A 19,269-nucleotide genomic window follows, 5' to 3' on the forward strand; every position below is an offset into this window, starting at 1 on the left:
GGGGATATTGAACGATCAGAAAAAATAAAATAAAAAAAGTGCTACAATATCTGCCATTCTGAATTCTCAAGACCATCGTTTTAGGTCTTTTTATAAATGTTAGTTAGGATTAGCAATGACTGATAACGCAACCATTTTGCAGCATGTACCAGTAGGCAAAAAAGTGGGTATTGCCTTCTCTGGTGGTCTGGATACTTCAGCAGCTTTATTGTGGATGAAGCAAAAAGGCGCAGAGCCTTATGCATACACTGCAAATCTTGGTCAACCTGATGAAGATGACTACGATGCCATTCCAAAAAAAGCTGAACAATATGGCGCGATCAAAGCTCGTCTAGTCGATTGCCGTTTACAACTTGCTTTAGAAGGAATCGCGGCAATTCAATGTGGCGCGTTTCATATTAGTACTGGTGGTGTACCTTATTTTAATACTACACCACTAGGTCGTGCTGTAACTGGAACTATGCTAGTTACTGCCATGAAAGAAGATGATGTCAATATTTGGGGCGATGGCTCTACTTATAAAGGTAATGACATTGAACGCTTCTATCGTTATGGTTTATTGACTAATCCAAATTTAAAAATTTATAAACCGTGGTTAGACCAACAGTTTATTGATGAATTGGGCGGTCGTGCTGAAATGTCACAATTCCTGATCGATAACGGCTTTGACTATAAAATGTCAAAAGAAAAAGCGTATTCGACTGACTCGAATATGTTGGGTGCAACCCATGAAGCCAAAGATCTTGAATATCTGGATGCAGGTATTAAAATCGTTGATCCAATTATGGGCGTTGCTTTCTGGAAAGACGATGTTGAAATTCAACCAGAACAGGTTGCCGTGACTTTTGAAGAAGGCATGCCGGTTGCGCTCAATGGTCAACGTATTGAAGATCCTGTTGAATTTATTTTAGAAGCAAACCGTATCGGCGGCCGTCATGGTCTCGGTATGTCTGACCAAATTGAAAACCGTATTATCGAAGCAAAATCACGCGGTATTTATGAAGCTCCAGGTATGGCATTGCTTCATATTGCTTATGAACGTTTAGTTACTGGCATCCATAATGAAGATACGATTGAACAATACCGCATTAACGGTTTGCGTTTAGGTCGTTTGCTTTATCAAGGTCGCTGGTTTGATTCACAAGCACTTATGCTGCGTGAAACAGCGCAGCGTTGGGTTGCTAAAGCGATTACAGGTACAGTGACACTTGAACTTCGTCGTGGTAATGATTACACCATTATGAATACTGAATCTCCAAACCTGACTTATGAAGCAGAGCGCTTGACGATGGAGAAAGGTGATTCAATGTTTAGTCCTATGGATCGTATTGGTCAATTGACCATGCGTAATCTGGACATTACCGATACTCGTGCCAAACTTGGCATTTATACCAATACAGGTTTGTTGTCGATTGGTCAGGGTTCAGCAGTTCCTCAATTGGACACCAAAAAATAATTTTATCTTTAAACAAGCAACAAAGCGTATTGAGTTATTCAATACACCAATAAAAAAGAGGTTCAATTGAACCTCTTTTTTATTGCCTTAAATTAATGTCGACGACGATAAAGTACTAATCCCACCAGTCCAAGTACAGTAAAAATGCCTAAACTACCACCACCGCTACTGCTTTGATTATTTGTAGTAGCCGCTGTATTTTTTAACGTTACAGTCGTTTCTTCAGACTTAGTTCCGTCAGCATCGTAAACTAAATAACTAAATTTATAGTCAAATACGTTAAAATTATTTTTTACCTGAATGCTAAGGTTACCACCATAACAGGTTTCTTTTTGATCTGGGTAAGGACATGGACCACTACGTTCAGGCGTAATCGTGATACCCGAAGGCACAGTCGTTGTTCGTATTGGAAGTTCAATGCCATTTGAATCATGATAAAACGCAGGTTTGTTTGGTTTAGTTGTCAATTCTGAAACTGGCCCATCCCCATCATCAGAATCATTGCTCAATAAATTCACATTAATCTTCTGATCAGTTCCATATTGGATGGTGTATTCATCAGCTTTTGCGATTGGAGCAATATTAACAAAGTTCACCTGCATCAAACCTGATGATTGTTTATCAGTATTGAGTGAACCATCTGCATTTTTTAAGGTTAAAGTATATTCGCAGAAGTTATATTCACCTGCCTGAGTAATACCATCGTCCAGACGATAAACCATAATTCGTTTAAGGTCAGATTTCCATTCGCATCTCAAATTTTCATCTGGTCGAGCATCAAGTTTAGCAGTATCACCACTACCAGTAATCATCCCCACACCTAAAGGTTTTACAGATACAGCATAGGTATCTGTCGTCAAATGCTGGATTTGGCGACCTCCGTCCGATAATACAATTTCATCTGGTAAACTAAATTTAAAAGGATCTACATAGACTGCTCGATATTTTGCATTGGCTTTGGTATAGGTAATTAAATCCTCATATTCTTTAATACGTTTATTGTAATAAGGTAAAAAGTCGGGATTAGTATTTGAATCTGCAACTAATCCTTTAAAGAAATCAAGTTCTGATTGATAACTGTCCAATAAGGTCACAAGAGAGCTGTTTACAACCCCATTAATATCACCTGCGGTTAAACGCATGACTTCAGTAGAACCAATATCACAAGTATTACGTCCTGTCGGATTTAAAATGAGGGTTCCATCAGTGATACGGTTGATTCCTCGTTGATCCTGTGTACTACAACCATCCGTTTCCACATCAACCAAATCTGTATCTAGTTTATTATCCTTAGGGAAATAGAGCGGCAAGAAACTGGTATATTCTGATGGTGTCTGCAAGCTACTTAATACACTTGAAAGAGTAGTGTTACTCATATCGATATTGGTATTGGTATTGGTATTGGTATTGGTATTGGTATCCTGTTCAGGAAATACCTCACTTGCAACATCACACTGACTTTGACTTCCAGCAGCCCAACTTATCGCATTATAGGCTAAACCAATACCCGTATCTTTTTGATCTTTTGCTTCGCCAAGCAAATAACGGCATGAGCGATTGCTATTGAATGCAAGCACGTTAAATGACAAAACCTTAATTCCGATTTTGTCATATAAAAAAGTACTGAACGCATTATTTTCTACAATCGTGTTACTCACCATTTGCAAAGTACTTGCTGTACTTAACTTGTTTACATCTGTATTTACGCGGCTATCCCCGGTAAATTTTATGATACTCCCGTCATTCGAGTTGACTGTATTTTGGGCGATTGTATTGGCAGTTAAAGTCGTAGAAGGCTCGCCACAAAATTCAAGTGTACTTTTACTATCAGTTGAACCATTGTTGATAAAACTGTTATTGGTAAACGTCAAAGTACGTTTATTATAAGCCAAATTATCCAGACAACTCATTGCTAGAACATCGCCAATATTGTCTACATCGTTTGGGTTTTTCTTAAAGGTTTTATTGCCCTGATAGATACTACTGGTCAAGGTTAATGAAGAATTATTACCTTCAAGATAAACAGCAGCACCCTGATTTGCTGTTGAATTTAAAATTGAAACACCTGTTAAGGTAGTTGCAGCCCCTAAATAAAGTGCACCACCTCGACTGTCACTTTTACCATTTTGCAGTTGAACATTACTGACTGTGATAGAAGCTTTACTATTGCTTGTGTTGATTAATCTAGACTTTCCCTGACCATCAATAATACTAATCAAGGCAGTTTTAGCCGGATAATCATTGGTAATAACATCAATCTTGCTATAGTCCTGAGGAATCTTACCCATCAGGGAAATGGATGATGCTGGAGTCAACTCCGAATTGAGCTTGTATGTCCCTGATTCAAGCTGAATATAATCAATCGCTGAAGCGGCGATATTTCCTGCACCACATCCACCATAAGATCGATTCAGTTCAGCAGCTTTTAACGCCATCCGAAGTGAACATTTACTACTACCCTGATCATCAATATCATCAAAAGTATTTACATAAATGGTTTTATCCTCTGCCGCCATTAAAGACATAGCAGATAAAACCATCAGTGTAAGCAGTCCTTTTTTATAATTTTTCATGACTTAATCCCTTATATATCCCTATCCCTACTTTTTAAATCGTCTTAAACCTACAAGTCCCAATAAAGCGATTAACATTCCATAGCCAAAGCTACCACCACTGGTTTTTACCTTTTTACTTTCAAAATCATTTGGTGGATCCTGCACAATTTTTCCAGGAATATCGATATAACGATTTCCAATAGAATCACTAAAGCGAGTAATCGTGGTCATGACACGAAGTTTAAATTCATCAGAACCATGCCAGTTTCCATTTGGCACATAAGTCACATTACCTTCCTGATCGAGTGTTAATGTACCTTTAGATGGCGTGTGGGTTTGCACGATTTGCAAACAACCTGCCTGCCATGCTTTACCGTCTTCTCGTTTGCCCAATAAACCTTCACATTCACTGGCTGGAAGTAATTCACCATCTGCTAACTGGTCGGCAATCGAAAACTTCGCAGTTTCACCATACAGAATATCCTGCCCCACTGGCGTAATAGAATCGGCATCAATGATCAATTCAATTGCACCAATATCACAAAGTTCTTTGGTACTGCGTGTCTTACCGCGCTGATCACTTGCTTCACAGCTCGATAAACTAGTAATGTTCGTTCCATCACTTAACACACGTCCACGATTCACAATCAGTGAATCAGTTAAAGTGTTGTAAGACATTAACAGGCGTGGTTTAAAGAAGCCCAAAAATTGCTTTTCAGGTAAGTAGTATGGACAAAGCAAACCATCGGCTGGTGCAGCATCACACTTGCCTTCTATCTCTCCGGCCAATAATTTATTAGCGCCTACATTCACATTAGGGTCAGTCGCAGTGCCGCTACCACAATCACTCGTATTAGTCAGATTGTTAATCAGACTGGTTTTATCACCCTCTGCAAATACGCAGTTCGCTGAACCATTTTCAACAATAATGCTATTAGATACATAGGCATCACCTTTTGGTCCTTGTAAATATAGACCTGAGTTATTTCGGATCATGGTGATATTATTAATAATCATGCCATCACGTACATTCGCGATATAACCTGTATTATTAAAAATAGTACTGTTTTTTAAACCATATAGACGAGAACTTGCATTGCCACTGGTTGAATCATCATCAAATGCTGTCGCAGAATATAGCAATGTAGGCTTGTCTACACCTGTGGCTTTATTGTCGCGCAACACCGTTTGATAAAGTTGAAATCTTGGTAATTCACTATAAATAACTGCGCCTTGCGAAGCTGTATTATTTTGGAAGAAGACATTGACTGCTGTAATATAACCTGCACTCTTGTCTGTAGAAACACCCTCATTATAAATAGCACCTCCATTAACCGTAGCATGCCCATTTATCAGTTTGACATACTGTAAGCCTAAGACTTCACGGTTAAAGATCAATCCCCCATTATTGATGGTACTGTTCGGATTACCCTCTAAATTGACTTCGAGAAGTGCGACATTATATTGTGCGCTATCAGTATTATCGTCATAAACATAAAAGATTCGGTCATTGCCTACCATTTTAATGGTAGCATTATTTAAACCGTACTGATTTTCACCGACACTGGTGTCATAGGTTGTTTTAAGCTGAAGGGCTTTTTGAATTTTAATTTGGCTGTTTAATTCATAGGTTTTTTGTTTTTCTAGCAACACAACGGCTGTAGAATCTTTGCCCCCACATCCGTTATATCCAGCCTCTGGCATTCCCTGATTGATATACTCAATTGCTTCGCGCAAAGAACAGAGACTATCGTTCTTAACTTCGTCTGCTGTTGTATTGACTATAATTTCGCCTGCACTATATGCATGACCAGCAACTAACAACAGCCCAACGCCTATACCCCGCTTGAGCATATCTTTCTCCTTCATTTCCATTTTCATTATTTTTTTAAAGTCACCAATTCCTAGCAACTTTTCAGTTAATTTGCGTACTTTCGCATAGCTTGAGTAATTACTCAAGATTTTTCACGTGACTACCGATACTCATCAATTAAGGCATATATTTGCCTTAAAGTTGCATTAGAAAGCTTGGTTTTTTCACCTTTAAGTAATTTTTCAAGCTGTGCCAATGTTTGTAATAGTAAAGAGGCTTGATGCGGTCCATGCAATAACAAATATTCAATTATTTGCGGATCAAAATGCAAACCGCGACGTGCTACAGTCGATAAAACTAACGCTTCACGATCTGCATAAAGACTCCCACTCGGCACTTTAACACTTACTGCCTGAGTTAATCGTGATTGCAAATCTGGAAGTTCAAGTTTGAGTTCAATGGGTGCAACACGAGATGAAAATACCAGTTGCCCACCCACTTCATTATTATAATTAATCAGATGAAAAACTGCCCTTTGCCAATGTGGCACACCACTAATTGCTTCAATATCATCTAACGCGACCAGATCATAACGCTCTAACGAAGTAATGGCTTCGATCGGTGCATCCAGAAGTTCAAGTAAAGAAACTTTTATTGCAGATTTACCTATTTCTAGATAAGAGTCACAAATTGCTGAAAGTAAATGACTTTTTCCAGAACCTGCACCACCATAAATATAGAAACGATTGACTAATCCTGCATGTAACTGCCGAACGGCATCAACAACATGTCCCCAACCTGGCCCAGAAAAATCACTAATTCGGGCATCAAGTTGAGGTTCAATATCTAGCTGTAGTTGACGCATACTATATTATAAACCTCGTGAGCAACCTCTTGGCTATTTGGGTGAAAAATCGTTTGGCACATCAGTATCTTGCGGTTTTTTTATTTCAATATCAAGATCAACGCTTTCAGTTTCTACACTAATATGCTCGCCGCCGCCATGTTGCACCACAACCGTTTGAGCACCATATAGTTGACTATGTTCATAAGCTTCACGAACATGCCGTAATAAAACCACAATAACTGCGGCAACAGGCAACGCGATCAACATTCCCAAAAAGCCTGCAAGTTGGGCACCTGCCAGAACTGCAAACACAACAGCCACAGGTGAAAGTCCAATTTTATCACCCAATAGAAAGGGCTGTAAGATATAACCTTCAACTGCTTGCCCGATCATAAATACAACACCAACTAAAACAAGCTGTGTCCAGTCCACACCAAACTGAAACAATGTCGCGATAACCGCAGCAATAATCCCTACAGCAAAACCCAAGTAAGGAATAATACTGGCTAATCCTGCCACAATCCCAATAATGAGTCCAACTTCCAAGCCAATAAGTTGTAAGCCAACTGCATAGACAATACCTAATAACAGCATTACTAAAAATTGACCTTTTACAAATGCCCCTAAAACACTGTGACATTCCCTTACGATACGCATAGTACTTTGCTCATAAGGTTTTGGAATAAGACGATGCAGACTATGTAACATCCGTTCCCAATCCAACAGGAAATAAAATGCAATCACAGGGATTAATACAATTGTACCGCCAATCTGAATAAAACTCAGTCCAGATTGGGCAAGACGCAATGCCATGCTCTGGATACTATCGGCACTATAATTGGTCTGAATATATTCCATTACAGCAGTTGAAATTTGATCGGTATCAATTTCCATACGCTCGACATTAAAGGTGTGTGACACCCACGGCAGAAAAGTTGCATTGATCCAATGAATGCCTGATGGAATACTATCGCGGGCATAAATCAATTGCTGCCAAACCAACGGAACGACAAACCAGATTGCCCATGTGAGTAAAACACCGATACCAATAAAAACAATACTAATAGATAACCAGCGTGGCAAACCAATTCTGGACAGTTTCTCGACCAATGGACTAAACAGGTATGCAATTAAAAAAGCACCAATAAATGGAATCACAACGGGTTTAAGTAAATAAAGTACCCAAAGTAAAAGTGCGATACCTGCTAGGATGAAGATACGGCGAAGCGTACGATCTTGCATAAAATCTAGCCTTTTTTTAATGTATTCATTATAGATGTAAAAATATTTCATTAAAGATAGCATTTTCAAGCATAAATAACATAAGAGTTTCGTATATTCAGGTTATAATCTGCCGCCAATGCGGAGACTTCACTATGAGCAACTCAACTTCTACCCCAAATACTGGTTTAAGCTATAAAGATGCGGGCGTCGACATTGAAGCGGGCGACGCACTGGTCGATCGTATCAAATCAGTCGCAAAACGCACCTCTCGTCCTGAAGTCATGGGCGGTCTTGGCGGCTTTGGCGCACTTTGCAAAATTCCTAAAGGCTATGAAGAACCAGTTTTAGTTTCTGGTACAGATGGCGTAGGTACAAAATTACGTTTGGCACTTAACCTTAATCGTCATGACACTATTGGTCAGGATCTGGTTGCTATGTGTGTCAATGATTTATTGGTTTGTGGCGCAGAACCTTTATTCTTCCTCGATTATTATGCAACAGGCCATTTAAATGTGGACGTTGCAGCCAATGTTGTCACAGGGATTGGGAAAGGCTGTGAGCTTGCAGGTTGTGCACTTGTAGGCGGAGAAACTGCTGAAATGCCAGGTATGTATGAAGGCGAAGATTACGACTTGGCTGGTTTTGCTGTAGGTGTTGTTGAGCAAAGTAAAATTATTGATGGCTCAAAAGTGAAAGCAGGTGATGTATTGATTGGTATCGCTTCAAGTGGTGCTCATTCAAATGGTTATTCACTGCTCCGTAAAATTCTTGATGTTAAAAATGTTGATTTGACTCAACAAATCGATGGGCGTTCATTGGCTGATGTAGCAATGGAACCAACTCGAATCTATGTTAAACCTGTGCTTGAACTATGCAAACAGGTTGATGTACATGCGATGGCACATATTACAGGCGGTGGCTTACCAGGTAACTTACCACGTGTACTTCCAAATGGTGCTCAAGCAGTGATTGATGAAGCATCATGGGAATGGCCAGAGTTATTCAAACTGCTTCAACGCGAAGGTGGTGTAGAACAGTTTGAAATGTATCGTACCTTCAACTGTGGCGTTGGTATGGTCATCGCTATAGATGCTGCTGATGCTGCTAAAACAATCGAATTGCTGAATTCACAAGGTGAAAAAGCATGGAAAATTGGTCACATTCAGGATAATGCTGAATCTATTGAAGGCGCTGACGAAAAAATTCGTGTGATCTTTGCATGATTAAAATAGCAGTACTGGTTTCAGGAAATGGCAGTAACTTACAAGCTCTGATCGATGCCCAACTTGGGCAACATTTGTCAGGCAAAATTGTAGGAGTCATTTCCAACAAAGCAGATGCATATGCACTAGAGCGGGCCCAACAAGCACAAATCGAAACGCGAGTGATTGAACATAAAGCTTATCCTAAGCGTGAGATTTTTGATGATGCCATGCATCAACAACTTTTAGATTGGGATGTAGACCTTGTAGTACTCGCGGGTTTTATGCGTATCTTAAGTGAAAAATTTGTACGGGCTTGGGAAGGGAAAATGATTAATATCCACCCTTCCCTATTACCGCTCTATAAAGGTATGCATACCCATCAGCGGGTTTTAAATACAGGTGACATGTTTCATGGCTGTACGGTTCATTACGTCACAGCGGAACTTGACGCAGGCCCTGCACTGTTGCAAGGTGTACTCAAAGTTAACCAACATGATAACCCCACAACCCTTGCAAAACGTGTGCATGAACTTGAACATGTAATTTATCCGCAAGTAGTTGAGTGGATTTGTACACAAACGATTCAATATCAAGCGGGTCAAGTTTTATATAAAGGTCAACCTCTTACTAAGCCGCTACAGTTTTGCCAGATTTAAATAAAATAAAATTTTAGCCACAAAAAAGCGCGTTTATTACGCGCTTTTTTGTTGAGATTGCTCAACAATCAATTGTTTAATCTGATCCGATGTTTCCAATGGGTATTCCAATGGGAACATATGTCCACCTTTAACTACTGTATAAGGAATACCTAAAGTCTTTTTGGCTTTTTGTGGAAAACCGCGTTCGAGAAAATTACTTTTTTCACCAACCACCAGATGTACAGGTACGTGTGGAGAATGACGTGGCGTTAACCACCACCAAGATGGATTTTGACGAAAGATTTCCACTTCGTCGGCTTTAGGAATGGTCAATGTCATCCCACCACGCATCGGGTCTGGACTTAAACCATACTCAATATAAGCCTGAAAACATTCAGGATCAAAATGCTGATAAAACCCTTTAGGACGTAACAGTTCTGCAGCCTGCGCTTTAGATGCCCAATGATCTCGACGGCGCGAAGACAAACCCGCTGGTGTCATTTGATCCACTTTTTTCGGACTGAGCAGCTTTGCCATATGAAACGCAAATGAATATCTACCTAAAATTAAGGGTGGATCTAGCATAATCACTTGCTTAAAAAGCTCTGGTCGTTGATAAGAAGCCATCAGCGTTAAAACTGAACCTAAAGAATGTCCCAGACCGATTACTTTACGCCCTTGCGCCTGCTGCACAATACTATCAATGACTTGATCTACTAAATGTGGCCAATGATTGGTAATCGGGTAGCGTTTATCTGGCCCAATCAAAGGCACATAAATAATGTCATAGTCATCTTTAAGTGCATTGAAAAGTTTTTGATAGACTTTAGAAGGCACGCCGTTGGCGTGCGCAAAGTGGATTAATGGTTTATCAGATATCATATTTACGAACTCGATTACTTGAATTGCGCCTGCTGTTCCGTCTGCAATTGCTGAGAAATCGACTGGCTAATTCCCTGACCTATTTGTGAACCCATACGTCCAACCAAAGATTCGAATGGACTGCGTTCAATGGTATAGTTTACTTTAGTATCAAGTTTTAGCTCACGCATCAAACTATCAATGTTACCTGTGCGGTCAGCAATCCCTAACTTAATCGCTTGTTCACCTGTCCAAAATAAACCTGAGAAAATGGCAGGATCATCGGATTGCAGACGTTTACCACGACCTTGTTTTACTGCATCGATAAAATGCTGATGCACATTATCCAATAAGGCCTGAATATGTTCACGTTGCTGTGGGTTTATTGGTTTGGTCATGCTAAGGATATCCTTATTGGAACCCGAAGTCATGGTACGGTCTTCAATTCCTAGCTTTTGAGCAAGTCCATTAATACCGTAATTTGGCATAATTACACCAATTGAACCCACTAAACTTGATGGGTTTACAATAATTTCATCTGCCGCAGACGCGATATAATAAGCACCAGACGCTCCCATATCACCAATCACGGCATAGACTTTTTTATCTGTATGCTGTTGTTTTAAATAACGGATTTGCTGCCAGATTTCATCTGATTGAACAGGTGATCCTCCTGGTGAATTAATATTTAAAACTACTGCTTTACTTGATTTTGCCTCAAATGCTCGCTTCAGTGCTTTATTAGTGTCTTCACTGTTCACTGACTGATTACCAGAATCAATCGTGCCAATAATATTAACGACAGCCAAATGCGCTGAGCTTGAAGTAGTCGCACTACTCTCTACGCTTGAACAGCCACGCCCCAAAACGACGATGATGAAAATTAAGTAAAGAAAAGTGAGTAATTTAAAAAATATTCCCCAACGTCTGGCTCGACGTTGCTCTTCAACAGAGGCTAGAACAGCTTTTTCCAAAATTTGCCATTCCTGTCCAGCCTTATTATTGCTATTCGATGGTTCATTTTGTGGTTTTGGTGGCCAATCGGACATAAAAAACAACCCAAAAAGTTAAAATCTCTGCCATTATATACACTGAATCGGTAAAAACTATTTAATCGATATGATTTAACTTATAATATTTTTGTCCGATGATTTTTTCCTTACTTTATTTAATGCTTTTTTGATAATGACGACACCTGATACTCACAGCTTCAATTACCGTCTTTTAAGGTTCGTTAGCCGACAGCCTATTCAATTTTCACGTTTTATTGCGCGTATGCTCGCAGGCTTAGTCAACTCTCTGAAAATTACAAAAACATCCAGAACGATCCAGTTAAACCTACAAATTGCCTTACCTTATTTAACTGAAGATGAACGTCACCAGATTACGCAACAGGCAATTCGTAACGAACTCACGTCATATTTTGAGTTCTTTAGTGTGTGGGGCGCGTCTAATGAAAAAAATATTTCCCGTATTCAAAATATTACAGGTGAACATTATTTCCATGAAGCCTTAGCTGAAAATAAAGGTCTGGTTTTGATTGTTCCCCACTTTGGTACATGGGAAGTGATGAATGCGTGGTGCGCACAATTTACACCCATGACCATTTTATATAAACCTGTAAAAAATGCAGATGCAGATACTTTTGTGCGTGAAGCACGTAGCCGCGAACAAGCAAATCTGGTTCCAACCGATGAAAGTGGTGTACGTCAGATTTTTAAAGCTTTAAAAAAGGGTGGAACCACCGTCATTTTGCCAGATCATTCACCACATGCTGGCGGTGAAATGGTCGATTATTTTGGTATTCCACTTATATCTAGCAATCTAAGTTCGAAATTGATTCAAAAAACTAAAGCCAAAGCCTTGCTTCTTTATGCAATTCGTAATGATCAAGACGGTTTTGATATGTTTATTGAACCGATAGATCCTGCGATTTATGAAGGATCAGATTCACATGGAACTTTGGTCATCCATCAAGCAATTGAGAATCTGATTCGTCGATATCCTCAGCATTATCACTGGAGTTATAAACGCTTTAAAGCGAATCCTATGCTTGATAATATTTATAAATTTGATGAAAGTGAAGCTCTTGAAAGAATAGAACAAGTGAGAAGTAAAGTCCCACTAGATACTATTGTGGCTTCGGATTCATCCACTTAAAAGCTTGTCGATATTGCTCTAGTTCTACGCGATTATCCTCAATACGAAAGGTGATGTTCCCAGACTGTATCGTGGTATAAAGTGGAATGTTTAAAGCTTCTAATCTTGATATCGTTTGCATGCTTGGGTGCCCATAACGATTGGTATATCCAACAGATGCAACCGCAATTTTTGGCCGATAATGCCTTAAAAAATCATAAGATGAGCTATACTTGCTGCCGTGATGTCCCAAAATCAAGACATCTACTTTCAAATCTGGATATTTCTGTAAAATTTGATATTCAGTCAGCCATCCAGCATCACCCATCATTAAAAATCGATGTAAACCATTTGCCTTTAACAGTTCAAGATAGACCACGCAGGAATTTTCATTTCGATCGTATCGAACCTGTTGATCATGCATGCTTTCTGGAGACAATATTTGCAAGCGCATATCAACTGTTTGCCATGTTTGACCTGCATGACATTTAGAAAAAGAAGCATCTTTTAGCAAAGATAAAGTTTGCTGCGGCAGTGTTTCATTCGCCATTAAATGGCTGACTTTTATTTGCTGCAAAACAGCATCAAGCGCCCCACTATGATCCTGATCCAAGTGAGAAAGTAAAATACGATCAAGTTGTGTTACACCTTGCGATTTTAAATAAGGAACCACAACCTTTTGACCCATGCTAAATTTGCTTTCATCATAATAACCACCTGTATCAATCAGCATACGCATTGATGAATCCTGTATAAAAATAGACTGTCCCTGCCCCACATCAATGACCGATATGTATGTATCACGCTTCCCCCATGGCAGTAAAAAAACTGGGCAAATACATAAAAATGCCCATGATCTTGGGATACTGCCCTTAGGTAAAAACAACATCAAAATACCTAAGCCAATACTCAACAAAAGCATAGGTGTTAAAGAAAAAGTATGCAGTACGGGATGAAAAAGGTGATCTAGTCCATTCAAAATAAAAAATAAAACACCGATCAGTAAATCATTGATATGAAAAAGTAGCTGCCCCAAAGACGGAATGATCAAGGAGATACAAGCTGCAATAATGCCTAGCGGTACAATGACCCCGCCTAAAAATGGGATCACAATCAGATTGGCAATGGGTGCAATCCAAGAAACTTGATTAAAAAAAATAAGTACCAAAGGTAATAGTGCAATAAAAATTTTCCATTGAGATTGGATTAATACTTGAATGTTTTTCCAGATTTTTTGCGTCAAATTAGGGACTGAATCTGAATGGCGATGTATGGACTGATAAATATTCAACAGAATAAAACAAGCGCCATAAGATAACCAAAATGCAGCCGACAAAATACCAAAAGGATCAATCAATAAGCTTAAACTTGCTGTATATAACAGCAAATTGAAAGGTCGAATTTCATGTTTAAGAAGTAGAAATAAACTTGCGATAAGAGTCAATAATAATGTGCGTAATGCTGGTATTTCAAAGCCGACAAAAGCTGTATAGACGAATACACAACCACAAAATGGTACAATCAGCAAAATCTGACGAGGACATCTTAAATAGATTTTTGGCTTAAACTTATGAATAATACGTGTCATCAGCCATGCAAAGATTGCCGCTAAAATCAGAACATGTGGGCCTGATATCGCCAGTAAATGTGAAATACCAAATCGCTGAAAAAGCAGTTCAGTATTTTGATCCAGTAAACTGCGGTCACCTGTCAACAGCGCCAGTATCAATGCCTTATATTTCAGAGGTTGCTGTTGTAGATCAATTCGAAAATTAAGTCTTAATTGCTCAATACTTAGGCTAAATCTTGACCAAAGTGTCTGTTGTTGTTTTAGGTGTTTCTGAAATCCTAAACGATAAACGTCTTGGCTTGAAAGTGGCACTATTTGTTTTACTTGCAAGCTAGACATCCAGTTTTGCTGAATAAACCATTTTTCCTGATCAAAGCCTCCCGCATTGGCATAACTATGTATAGGCTTAAGCATCCCCTGTACCTGATAATATTGCCCAAGTGCTAAACTTTTATTTTTGATCTCAATACTTTGTAAAATCGAATCATCAATATACGCGACCCAAACTACAGGAGGCTTATTTTGAGATAAAATTTCAATTGGCTGTTTAACCCCCTGTTCTGTGTTTTCTCCAATTTTTCGAACATAAACCACTTCGGATGTCGTTCTTGGCAAGATTTCTTTGTGCTTTAGACGCTCAATCAAGGCATGATCTGCATACACATAGCCCAGTATTAATGTGCAACATGTAGAGCCGATCATTAAAGATGCTTTAATATATGTATTCTCGCTCCACTTATTTCTTTTTAGGCAATAAATTCCCCAAAAGATCAGAATAAATGGAACAAAATACCAACTCATCGATATCAAGTTTGGAAAGGAATATCCCATCATGGCAATGCCAAGAATCCATCCCAACAATATAATTTTTAACATGTAATTTTATATAGCTTCTTTTTCGGGCAAAATTAAAGCCCATTTGTATGGGCTTTAAAAGGATTATTTTAAAAATTTTTAGATTATTGAATTGAATCAACCCAAAGTCCGTCTTGCATGTGCAAAATTGAGTCTCCAGATTGAGCCAATTGTTCATCATGAGTCACAATAAGCATAGCCATATTCAACTCTTTTTTTAGATCCATCAATAACTCAAAAATAGTCATTGCTGTTCTACGATCCAGATTCCCTGTTGGCTCATCTGCCAACATTAGAGCGGGTTTTGTCACCAAAGCTCTCGCCAGAGCCACACGCTGCCTTTCACCACCAGACAACTCACCTGGTTTATGTTCCAGACGATGAGACAGCCCTACACGCTCCAATAAATATTCTGCACGCTGTTTCACATCTTTAAAGTTGCTACTGCTACGTAACATAAGAGGCATTGCTACATTTTCCAGTGCAGTAAACTCTGGTAACAAGTGATGAAACTGATAAACAAAGCCTAAATATTCATTCCGCTTAAAACCGCGTTCGGCTTCACCTAAGTTATCAAAACGCTGACCATTTAAAAATACTTGGCCTTGCGTTGGCTGATCAAGTCCACCCAGCACGTGTAGCAAGGTACTTTTACCCGAACCACTTGCGCCGACGATAGAAACAAATTCGCCTGCTTTTATCTGCAAAGACAGTCCCTTGATCACTTCAACCTTAGATTTTCCATCAGTAAAGCTTTTATAAATATCTTTGGCTTCCAGAACGATTTTACTCATAACGTAAAGCCTCCGCAGGCTGAATTTTTGCAGCACGTAAAGCTGGGTAAATAGTCGCCAAGAAACTCAAAATTAATGATACTGAAACGATTAAAACCACATCTTGCCATCTTAAATAAGACGGTAAATAGTTAATAAAGTACGCATCAAACAAATGCCAACCAAAGGCAGTATTTAACCAGTCAATCACATTACTAATACTGGTCGCTAAAATGATACCCAAAATTGCACCTGCGACTGTTCCAATCACACCAATCACAGTGCCCTGTACCATAAATATTTTGGTAATGGTTGCTGGAGAAGCACCTAATGTTCTTAGTATTGCAATATCGGATTTTTTATCGGTCACGACCATAACTAACGAAGATACAATATTAAATGCAGCCACCAAAACAATCAGAAATAAAAGCAAGCTCACCATCGCTTTTTCCATCTGAATCGCACTGAATAAGTTACCGTGGGTATAAGTCCAATCAGATGCATAAAAGTTAGGGGGTAAGGTTTTCACAATATCATTCGCCACTTGAGGAGCTTGAAAAATATTGTCCAATTTCAGTCGAACACCTTGTGCACCATCGGGTAAACGTAGCAAAGTTGAAGCATCATTCAGGGCGATATAACCCATCATTGAATCAACTTCTGCACCAATACTAAAAATGCCCACAATTTTAAAACGTTTAAAACGCGGAACCACACCTGCTGGCGATGGTGTGGCTTCTGGGAGCACCAAGGTAACATTGTCATTCAATCCAAGACCTAATGCATCCGCCATTTGTTTACCCAGTACAATGCCAAACTCACCTTTTTGCAGGCTATTTATATTCCCTGCAACCATATGATCTTGAATAATAGAAACCTTTGGTTCATATTTAGGATCGATCCCCGTCACCATAATTCCGGCAACCTGACCATGTGCAGTAAGCATGCCTTGTAACTGAGTAAAAGGAGCAACCCCTGTGACATGCGGATGTGCTTCAATTTTTTTTGCAAGTTCTGGCCAATCTGTTAAAATTTGTGTTGAAGAAACAGTAGCTTGAGGTATCATGCCTAAGACACGGTTTTTCAACTCACGGTCAAAACCATTCATGACCGATAGCACGGTAATGAGTACGGCGACACCCAAGGTGAGACCAATCATGGAAACCAATGCAATAAAAGAAATAAAGTGATTACTACGCCGTGCGCGAGTATATCTCAACCCGATATATAACGAGATTGGTTTAAACATACCATCTAAATCCGAGGTAATTTCATTATGGAAAGTTCACAGCATTCGAGTGGAACATCTGAACGCCGTGTCATGTCTCGCATAGATGCTGCGTTAAGAATCAACTATCAGGTTATTTCTGATGCTGTTGCCCTTAACGATCCTTACGATCCAAGTTTTGTATTGCCGCGCTATTTTCTACTACTTGCTGAATTAGATCAAATTGATCATGCGTTTAGCTACGAATTAGAACAATTAAATCAAAAAGATCAACAAATTGCTCGTATCTTATCTTTATTTAATCAAAAATTGAATTTAATTACGGGTTCTCTGTACGACTCTATCGTTCAATCTATCTTACCAAGTACAGAGCAGGTTAATGTTTCTGAAACTGGACTCAGTTTTTATACTTCAGAGTCTTTAAAAGAAGGAACATATATCCATATTACCCTAAGCCATCCTGAAAATTATTTTCATATCGCTGTCACTGCTCAAGTGGTATATAGCCACGCCGAAGACGATCATAAATTTAGAACGGGTGTTTATTTTATTACCTTGCATCCGCATGATCGAGTGAAGTTGGCTGAATGTATTGCTGAACAAATATAAAATGGCTCACTTTTTGTCTTTGTTAGGGTGAGCTATCCACTTTCAAACTAATGTTCAACATGTTGCTGTTTTAAATGGGCTTGTAATCTTCGACTCGCTTGTAAGTCTTTATAGAAGTATAAGAATAGCCCAATTAAAATAATCGCCGCACCCATTAACCCAAACATAGATAGTTTTTCATGATTGATTAAAACACCAATCAGCATCGCTAAAAGCGGAGTCATAACATTGGTCAGCGATAAAGTGGTCGCCTTGATATTACGTACTAATTTAAAATAACAAAACATGGCAATGAGTGATGCCATAATCACGGTATAAATTAATGCAAATAACGATTTTGCTTCAGGAAGATGAGTAGGTGCATATTGCCAAATCCACGGCATCAAGCAGATTGCGCCTAAAGCGGAAACTAAAATTGAACCTGTTGCCTGTGCCATTGGTTCTATATCTGCATTGACTTTTTTGACCCAAAAAATCGATAGACAATACATAAATACACTGATGAGCATCAAACCAATCCCAATGGGATGAATATTCTGCGTAGAACCACCAAAACAAATCAAGGCCAGCCCTGAAATCGCGACGAACATACCCAACCATTGCAATCGATTCAAATGCTGATTCAAAGCAAAATGCGCCATTAATCCTGCAATAATCGGCGCCAAACCAAACATCAGCGCAATGATCCCCGAACTTAAATATTGTGTTGCGATATAAGTAAAAATTTGGGAGCCAATCAGACTAAAAGAACCTGCAACATAACTATGTAATGCAATTTTATCTGTAGGAAATTTTACTTTGAGTAAAAATAATAAAATCGCAGCAATCGGCAATGCAATAAAAAAACGCAACGCCATTGCCCATAAGATATAAATATCAGACACGCTCCAAACAATCGCAAGCGGAGTTGTCGCCCAGATAAATACCAATACTACATAGGTTATGATAATGTTAGTTTTAGATAACATTGTTTATTCTCATGCAGTTTTACGCTTTTGCTTTAAAATTGTCTGATCTAAAGCGCTAGAAAATTCTCGTTTATCTCGTTCTGATATCGGCGGTGGCCCACCTGTTTGAACGCCTGCGCCGCGTAAGGTATCCATAAAATCACGAAGATGTAAGCGCGCCTTAACATTTGCCGTGGTATAAACCTCACCACGCGGATGAATTGCAACACCACCTTTCTCAATTACTTGAGCGGCAAGCGGAATATCTTGCGTAATGACAATGTCATTTTCCTGCATCCGTTCGACAATTTCTTTATCGGCCTGATCTGCACCACTCATGACCTGAATCGATTTGATTCTGACCGAAGGTGGAATCCCGACATTTTGATTGGCGACAAAAGTCACTTCAAGTTGATAACGATCAGATGCGCGTAAAATTACTTCACGCAGAATTTTGGGCAATGCATCTGCATCAACCCATAACTTGAATGCTAACAACTGAATGACTCTTGGAGAAAATAAAATCTAAGTTTAACAGATTCGTTTTTC

16 protein-coding genes are annotated in these 19,269 nt (G+C 39.1%); 5 read left to right on the forward strand and 11 right to left on the reverse strand.

The window, feature by feature from the left end:
- The first annotated feature begins 115 nt into the window (after positions 1–115).
- Positions 116–1,456: an argininosuccinate synthase gene (gene argG / locus A7A69_RS07865; protein WP_120370979.1), complete on the forward strand. Its 1,341-nt coding sequence runs from the start codon at positions 116–118 to the stop codon at positions 1,454–1,456.
- Between the two features lie 92 nt (positions 1,457–1,548).
- On the opposite strand, the gene A7A69_RS07870 is transcribed toward argG, so the two are convergent.
- The 4 genes from A7A69_RS07870 to cxpE all read right to left on the reverse strand — a co-directional run bounded on the left by A7A69_RS07870 (position 1,549) and on the right by cxpE (position 7,913).
- Positions 1,549–4,029, reverse strand: a complete 2,481-nt coding sequence (locus A7A69_RS07870) for a CSLREA domain-containing protein (RefSeq protein ID WP_152876818.1) — start codon at positions 4,027–4,029, stop codon at positions 1,549–1,551.
- Between the two features lie 27 nt (positions 4,030–4,056).
- Complete coding sequence (gene rbtA / locus A7A69_RS07875; RefSeq protein ID WP_152876819.1) at positions 4,057–5,865, reverse strand: rhombotarget A; 1,809 nt, start codon at positions 5,863–5,865, stop codon at positions 4,057–4,059.
- Between the two features lie 119 nt (positions 5,866–5,984).
- Positions 5,985–6,689: a DnaA regulatory inactivator Hda gene (gene hda / locus A7A69_RS07880; RefSeq protein WP_120370976.1), complete on the reverse strand. Its 705-nt coding sequence runs from the start codon at positions 6,687–6,689 to the stop codon at positions 5,985–5,987.
- A gap of 33 nt (positions 6,690–6,722) precedes the next feature.
- Positions 6,723–7,913: a chloramphenicol efflux transporter CxpE gene (gene cxpE / locus A7A69_RS07885; RefSeq protein ID WP_152876820.1), complete on the reverse strand. Its 1,191-nt coding sequence runs from the start codon at positions 7,911–7,913 to the stop codon at positions 6,723–6,725.
- 134 nt (positions 7,914–8,047) lie between these two features.
- Here cxpE and purM point away from each other — a divergent pair, with 134 nt between their 5' ends.
- Positions 8,048–9,118 carry a phosphoribosylformylglycinamidine cyclo-ligase gene (gene purM / locus A7A69_RS07890; protein ID WP_120370974.1) on the forward strand — a complete coding sequence of 357 codons (1,071 nt, stop codon included), beginning with the start codon at positions 8,048–8,050 and terminating at the stop codon, positions 9,116–9,118.
- Positions 9,115–9,756, forward strand: a complete 642-nt coding sequence (gene purN, locus A7A69_RS07895) for a phosphoribosylglycinamide formyltransferase (RefSeq protein WP_152876821.1) — start codon at positions 9,115–9,117, stop codon at positions 9,754–9,756. The genes purM and purN overlap by 4 nt, the downstream gene beginning before the upstream one ends.
- Before the next feature lie 36 nt (positions 9,757–9,792).
- Here the strand turns inward: purN and A7A69_RS07900 are convergent, their stop codons facing one another.
- Both A7A69_RS07900 and sppA read right to left on the reverse strand, forming a co-directional pair.
- Positions 9,793–10,617, reverse strand: coding sequence for an alpha/beta fold hydrolase (locus tag A7A69_RS07900; protein WP_187349199.1), 825 nt, complete (start codon positions 10,615–10,617; stop codon positions 9,793–9,795).
- A 17-nt stretch (positions 10,618–10,634) separates the two neighbouring features.
- On the reverse strand, positions 10,635–11,648 hold the full coding sequence (gene sppA, locus A7A69_RS07905; protein WP_120370972.1) for a signal peptide peptidase SppA: 1,014 nt from the start codon (positions 11,646–11,648) through the stop codon (positions 10,635–10,637).
- Between the two features lie 136 nt (positions 11,649–11,784).
- Between sppA and A7A69_RS07910 the strand changes: the two genes are divergently transcribed.
- Positions 11,785–12,759: a lysophospholipid acyltransferase family protein gene (locus A7A69_RS07910; RefSeq protein WP_120370971.1), complete on the forward strand. Its 975-nt coding sequence runs from the start codon at positions 11,785–11,787 to the stop codon at positions 12,757–12,759.
- On the opposite strand, the gene A7A69_RS07915 is transcribed toward A7A69_RS07910, so the two are convergent.
- The 3 genes from A7A69_RS07915 to A7A69_RS07925 form a co-directional block, all read right to left on the reverse strand.
- Positions 12,731–15,184 (reverse strand): DNA internalization-related competence protein ComEC/Rec2, encoded by a 2,454-nt coding sequence (locus tag A7A69_RS07915; RefSeq protein WP_152876823.1) that lies wholly within the window; start codon positions 15,182–15,184, stop codon positions 12,731–12,733. The two genes, A7A69_RS07910 and A7A69_RS07915, sit on opposite strands and share 29 nt — an antisense overlap.
- A gap of 83 nt (positions 15,185–15,267) precedes the next feature.
- Positions 15,268–15,957: a lipoprotein-releasing ABC transporter ATP-binding protein LolD gene (gene lolD / locus A7A69_RS07920; RefSeq protein WP_120370969.1), complete on the reverse strand. Its 690-nt coding sequence runs from the start codon at positions 15,955–15,957 to the stop codon at positions 15,268–15,270.
- The gene (locus A7A69_RS07925; RefSeq protein ID WP_120370968.1) at positions 15,950–17,185 is read right to left on the reverse strand and encodes a lipoprotein-releasing ABC transporter permease subunit; all 1,236 of its coding nucleotides are present in this window, start codon (positions 17,183–17,185) and stop codon (positions 15,950–15,952) included. Before A7A69_RS07925 ends, lolD begins: the two co-directional genes overlap by 8 nt.
- A gap of 27 nt (positions 17,186–17,212) precedes the next feature.
- Here A7A69_RS07925 and A7A69_RS07930 point away from each other — a divergent pair, with 27 nt between their 5' ends.
- Positions 17,213–17,773, forward strand: a complete 561-nt coding sequence (locus A7A69_RS07930; RefSeq protein ID WP_120370967.1) for a PilZ domain-containing protein — start codon at positions 17,213–17,215, stop codon at positions 17,771–17,773.
- 47 nt (positions 17,774–17,820) lie between these two features.
- Here the strand turns inward: A7A69_RS07930 and A7A69_RS07935 are convergent, their stop codons facing one another.
- A complete protein-coding gene (locus tag A7A69_RS07935) occupies positions 17,821–18,741 on the reverse strand; it encodes a DMT family transporter (RefSeq protein WP_152876824.1) in 921 nt (306 codons plus the stop codon).
- Between the two features lie 9 nt (positions 18,742–18,750).
- Entirely contained in the window at positions 18,751–19,218 is a 468-nt protein-coding gene (locus tag A7A69_RS07940; protein WP_120370965.1) for a YaiI/YqxD family protein, read from the reverse strand.
- Positions 19,219–19,269 lie beyond the last annotated feature (51 nt).

The organism is Acinetobacter guerrae (assembly GCF_009372255.1).
Lineage (GTDB): Bacteria > Pseudomonadota > Gammaproteobacteria > Pseudomonadales > Moraxellaceae > Acinetobacter > Acinetobacter guerrae.

Excerpts from the sequence above, each read along its gene's own strand:
- argG (WP_120370979.1), top strand. The coding sequence starts at position 116 with ATGACTGATAACGCAACCATTTTGCAGCATGTACCAGTAGGCAAAAAA.
- A7A69_RS07870 (WP_152876818.1), bottom strand. The coding sequence starts at position 4,029 with ATGAAAAATTATAAAAAAGGACTGCTTACACTGATGGTTTTATCTGCT.
- rbtA (WP_152876819.1), bottom strand. The coding sequence starts at position 5,865 with ATGCTCAAGCGGGGTATAGGCGTTGGGCTGTTGTTAGTTGCTGGTCAT.
- hda (WP_120370976.1), bottom strand. The coding sequence starts at position 6,689 with ATGCGTCAACTACAGCTAGATATTGAACCTCAACTTGATGCCCGAATT.
- cxpE (WP_152876820.1), bottom strand. The coding sequence starts at position 7,913 with ATGCAAGATCGTACGCTTCGCCGTATCTTCATCCTAGCAGGTATCGCA.
- purM (WP_120370974.1), top strand. The coding sequence starts at position 8,048 with ATGAGCAACTCAACTTCTACCCCAAATACTGGTTTAAGCTATAAAGAT.
- purN (WP_152876821.1), top strand. The coding sequence starts at position 9,115 with ATGATTAAAATAGCAGTACTGGTTTCAGGAAATGGCAGTAACTTACAA.
- sppA (WP_120370972.1), bottom strand. The coding sequence starts at position 11,648 with ATGTCCGATTGGCCACCAAAACCACAAAATGAACCATCGAATAGCAAT.
- A7A69_RS07910 (WP_120370971.1), top strand. The coding sequence starts at position 11,785 with ATGACGACACCTGATACTCACAGCTTCAATTACCGTCTTTTAAGGTTC.
- A7A69_RS07915 (WP_152876823.1), bottom strand. The coding sequence starts at position 15,184 with ATGTTAAAAATTATATTGTTGGGATGGATTCTTGGCATTGCCATGATG.
- lolD (WP_120370969.1), bottom strand. The coding sequence starts at position 15,957 with ATGAGTAAAATCGTTCTGGAAGCCAAAGATATTTATAAAAGCTTTACT.
- A7A69_RS07925 (WP_120370968.1), bottom strand. The coding sequence starts at position 17,185 with ATGTTTAAACCAATCTCGTTATATATCGGGTTGAGATATACTCGCGCA.
- A7A69_RS07930 (WP_120370967.1), top strand. The coding sequence starts at position 17,213 with ATGGAAAGTTCACAGCATTCGAGTGGAACATCTGAACGCCGTGTCATG.
- A7A69_RS07935 (WP_152876824.1), bottom strand. The coding sequence starts at position 18,741 with ATGTTATCTAAAACTAACATTATCATAACCTATGTAGTATTGGTATTT.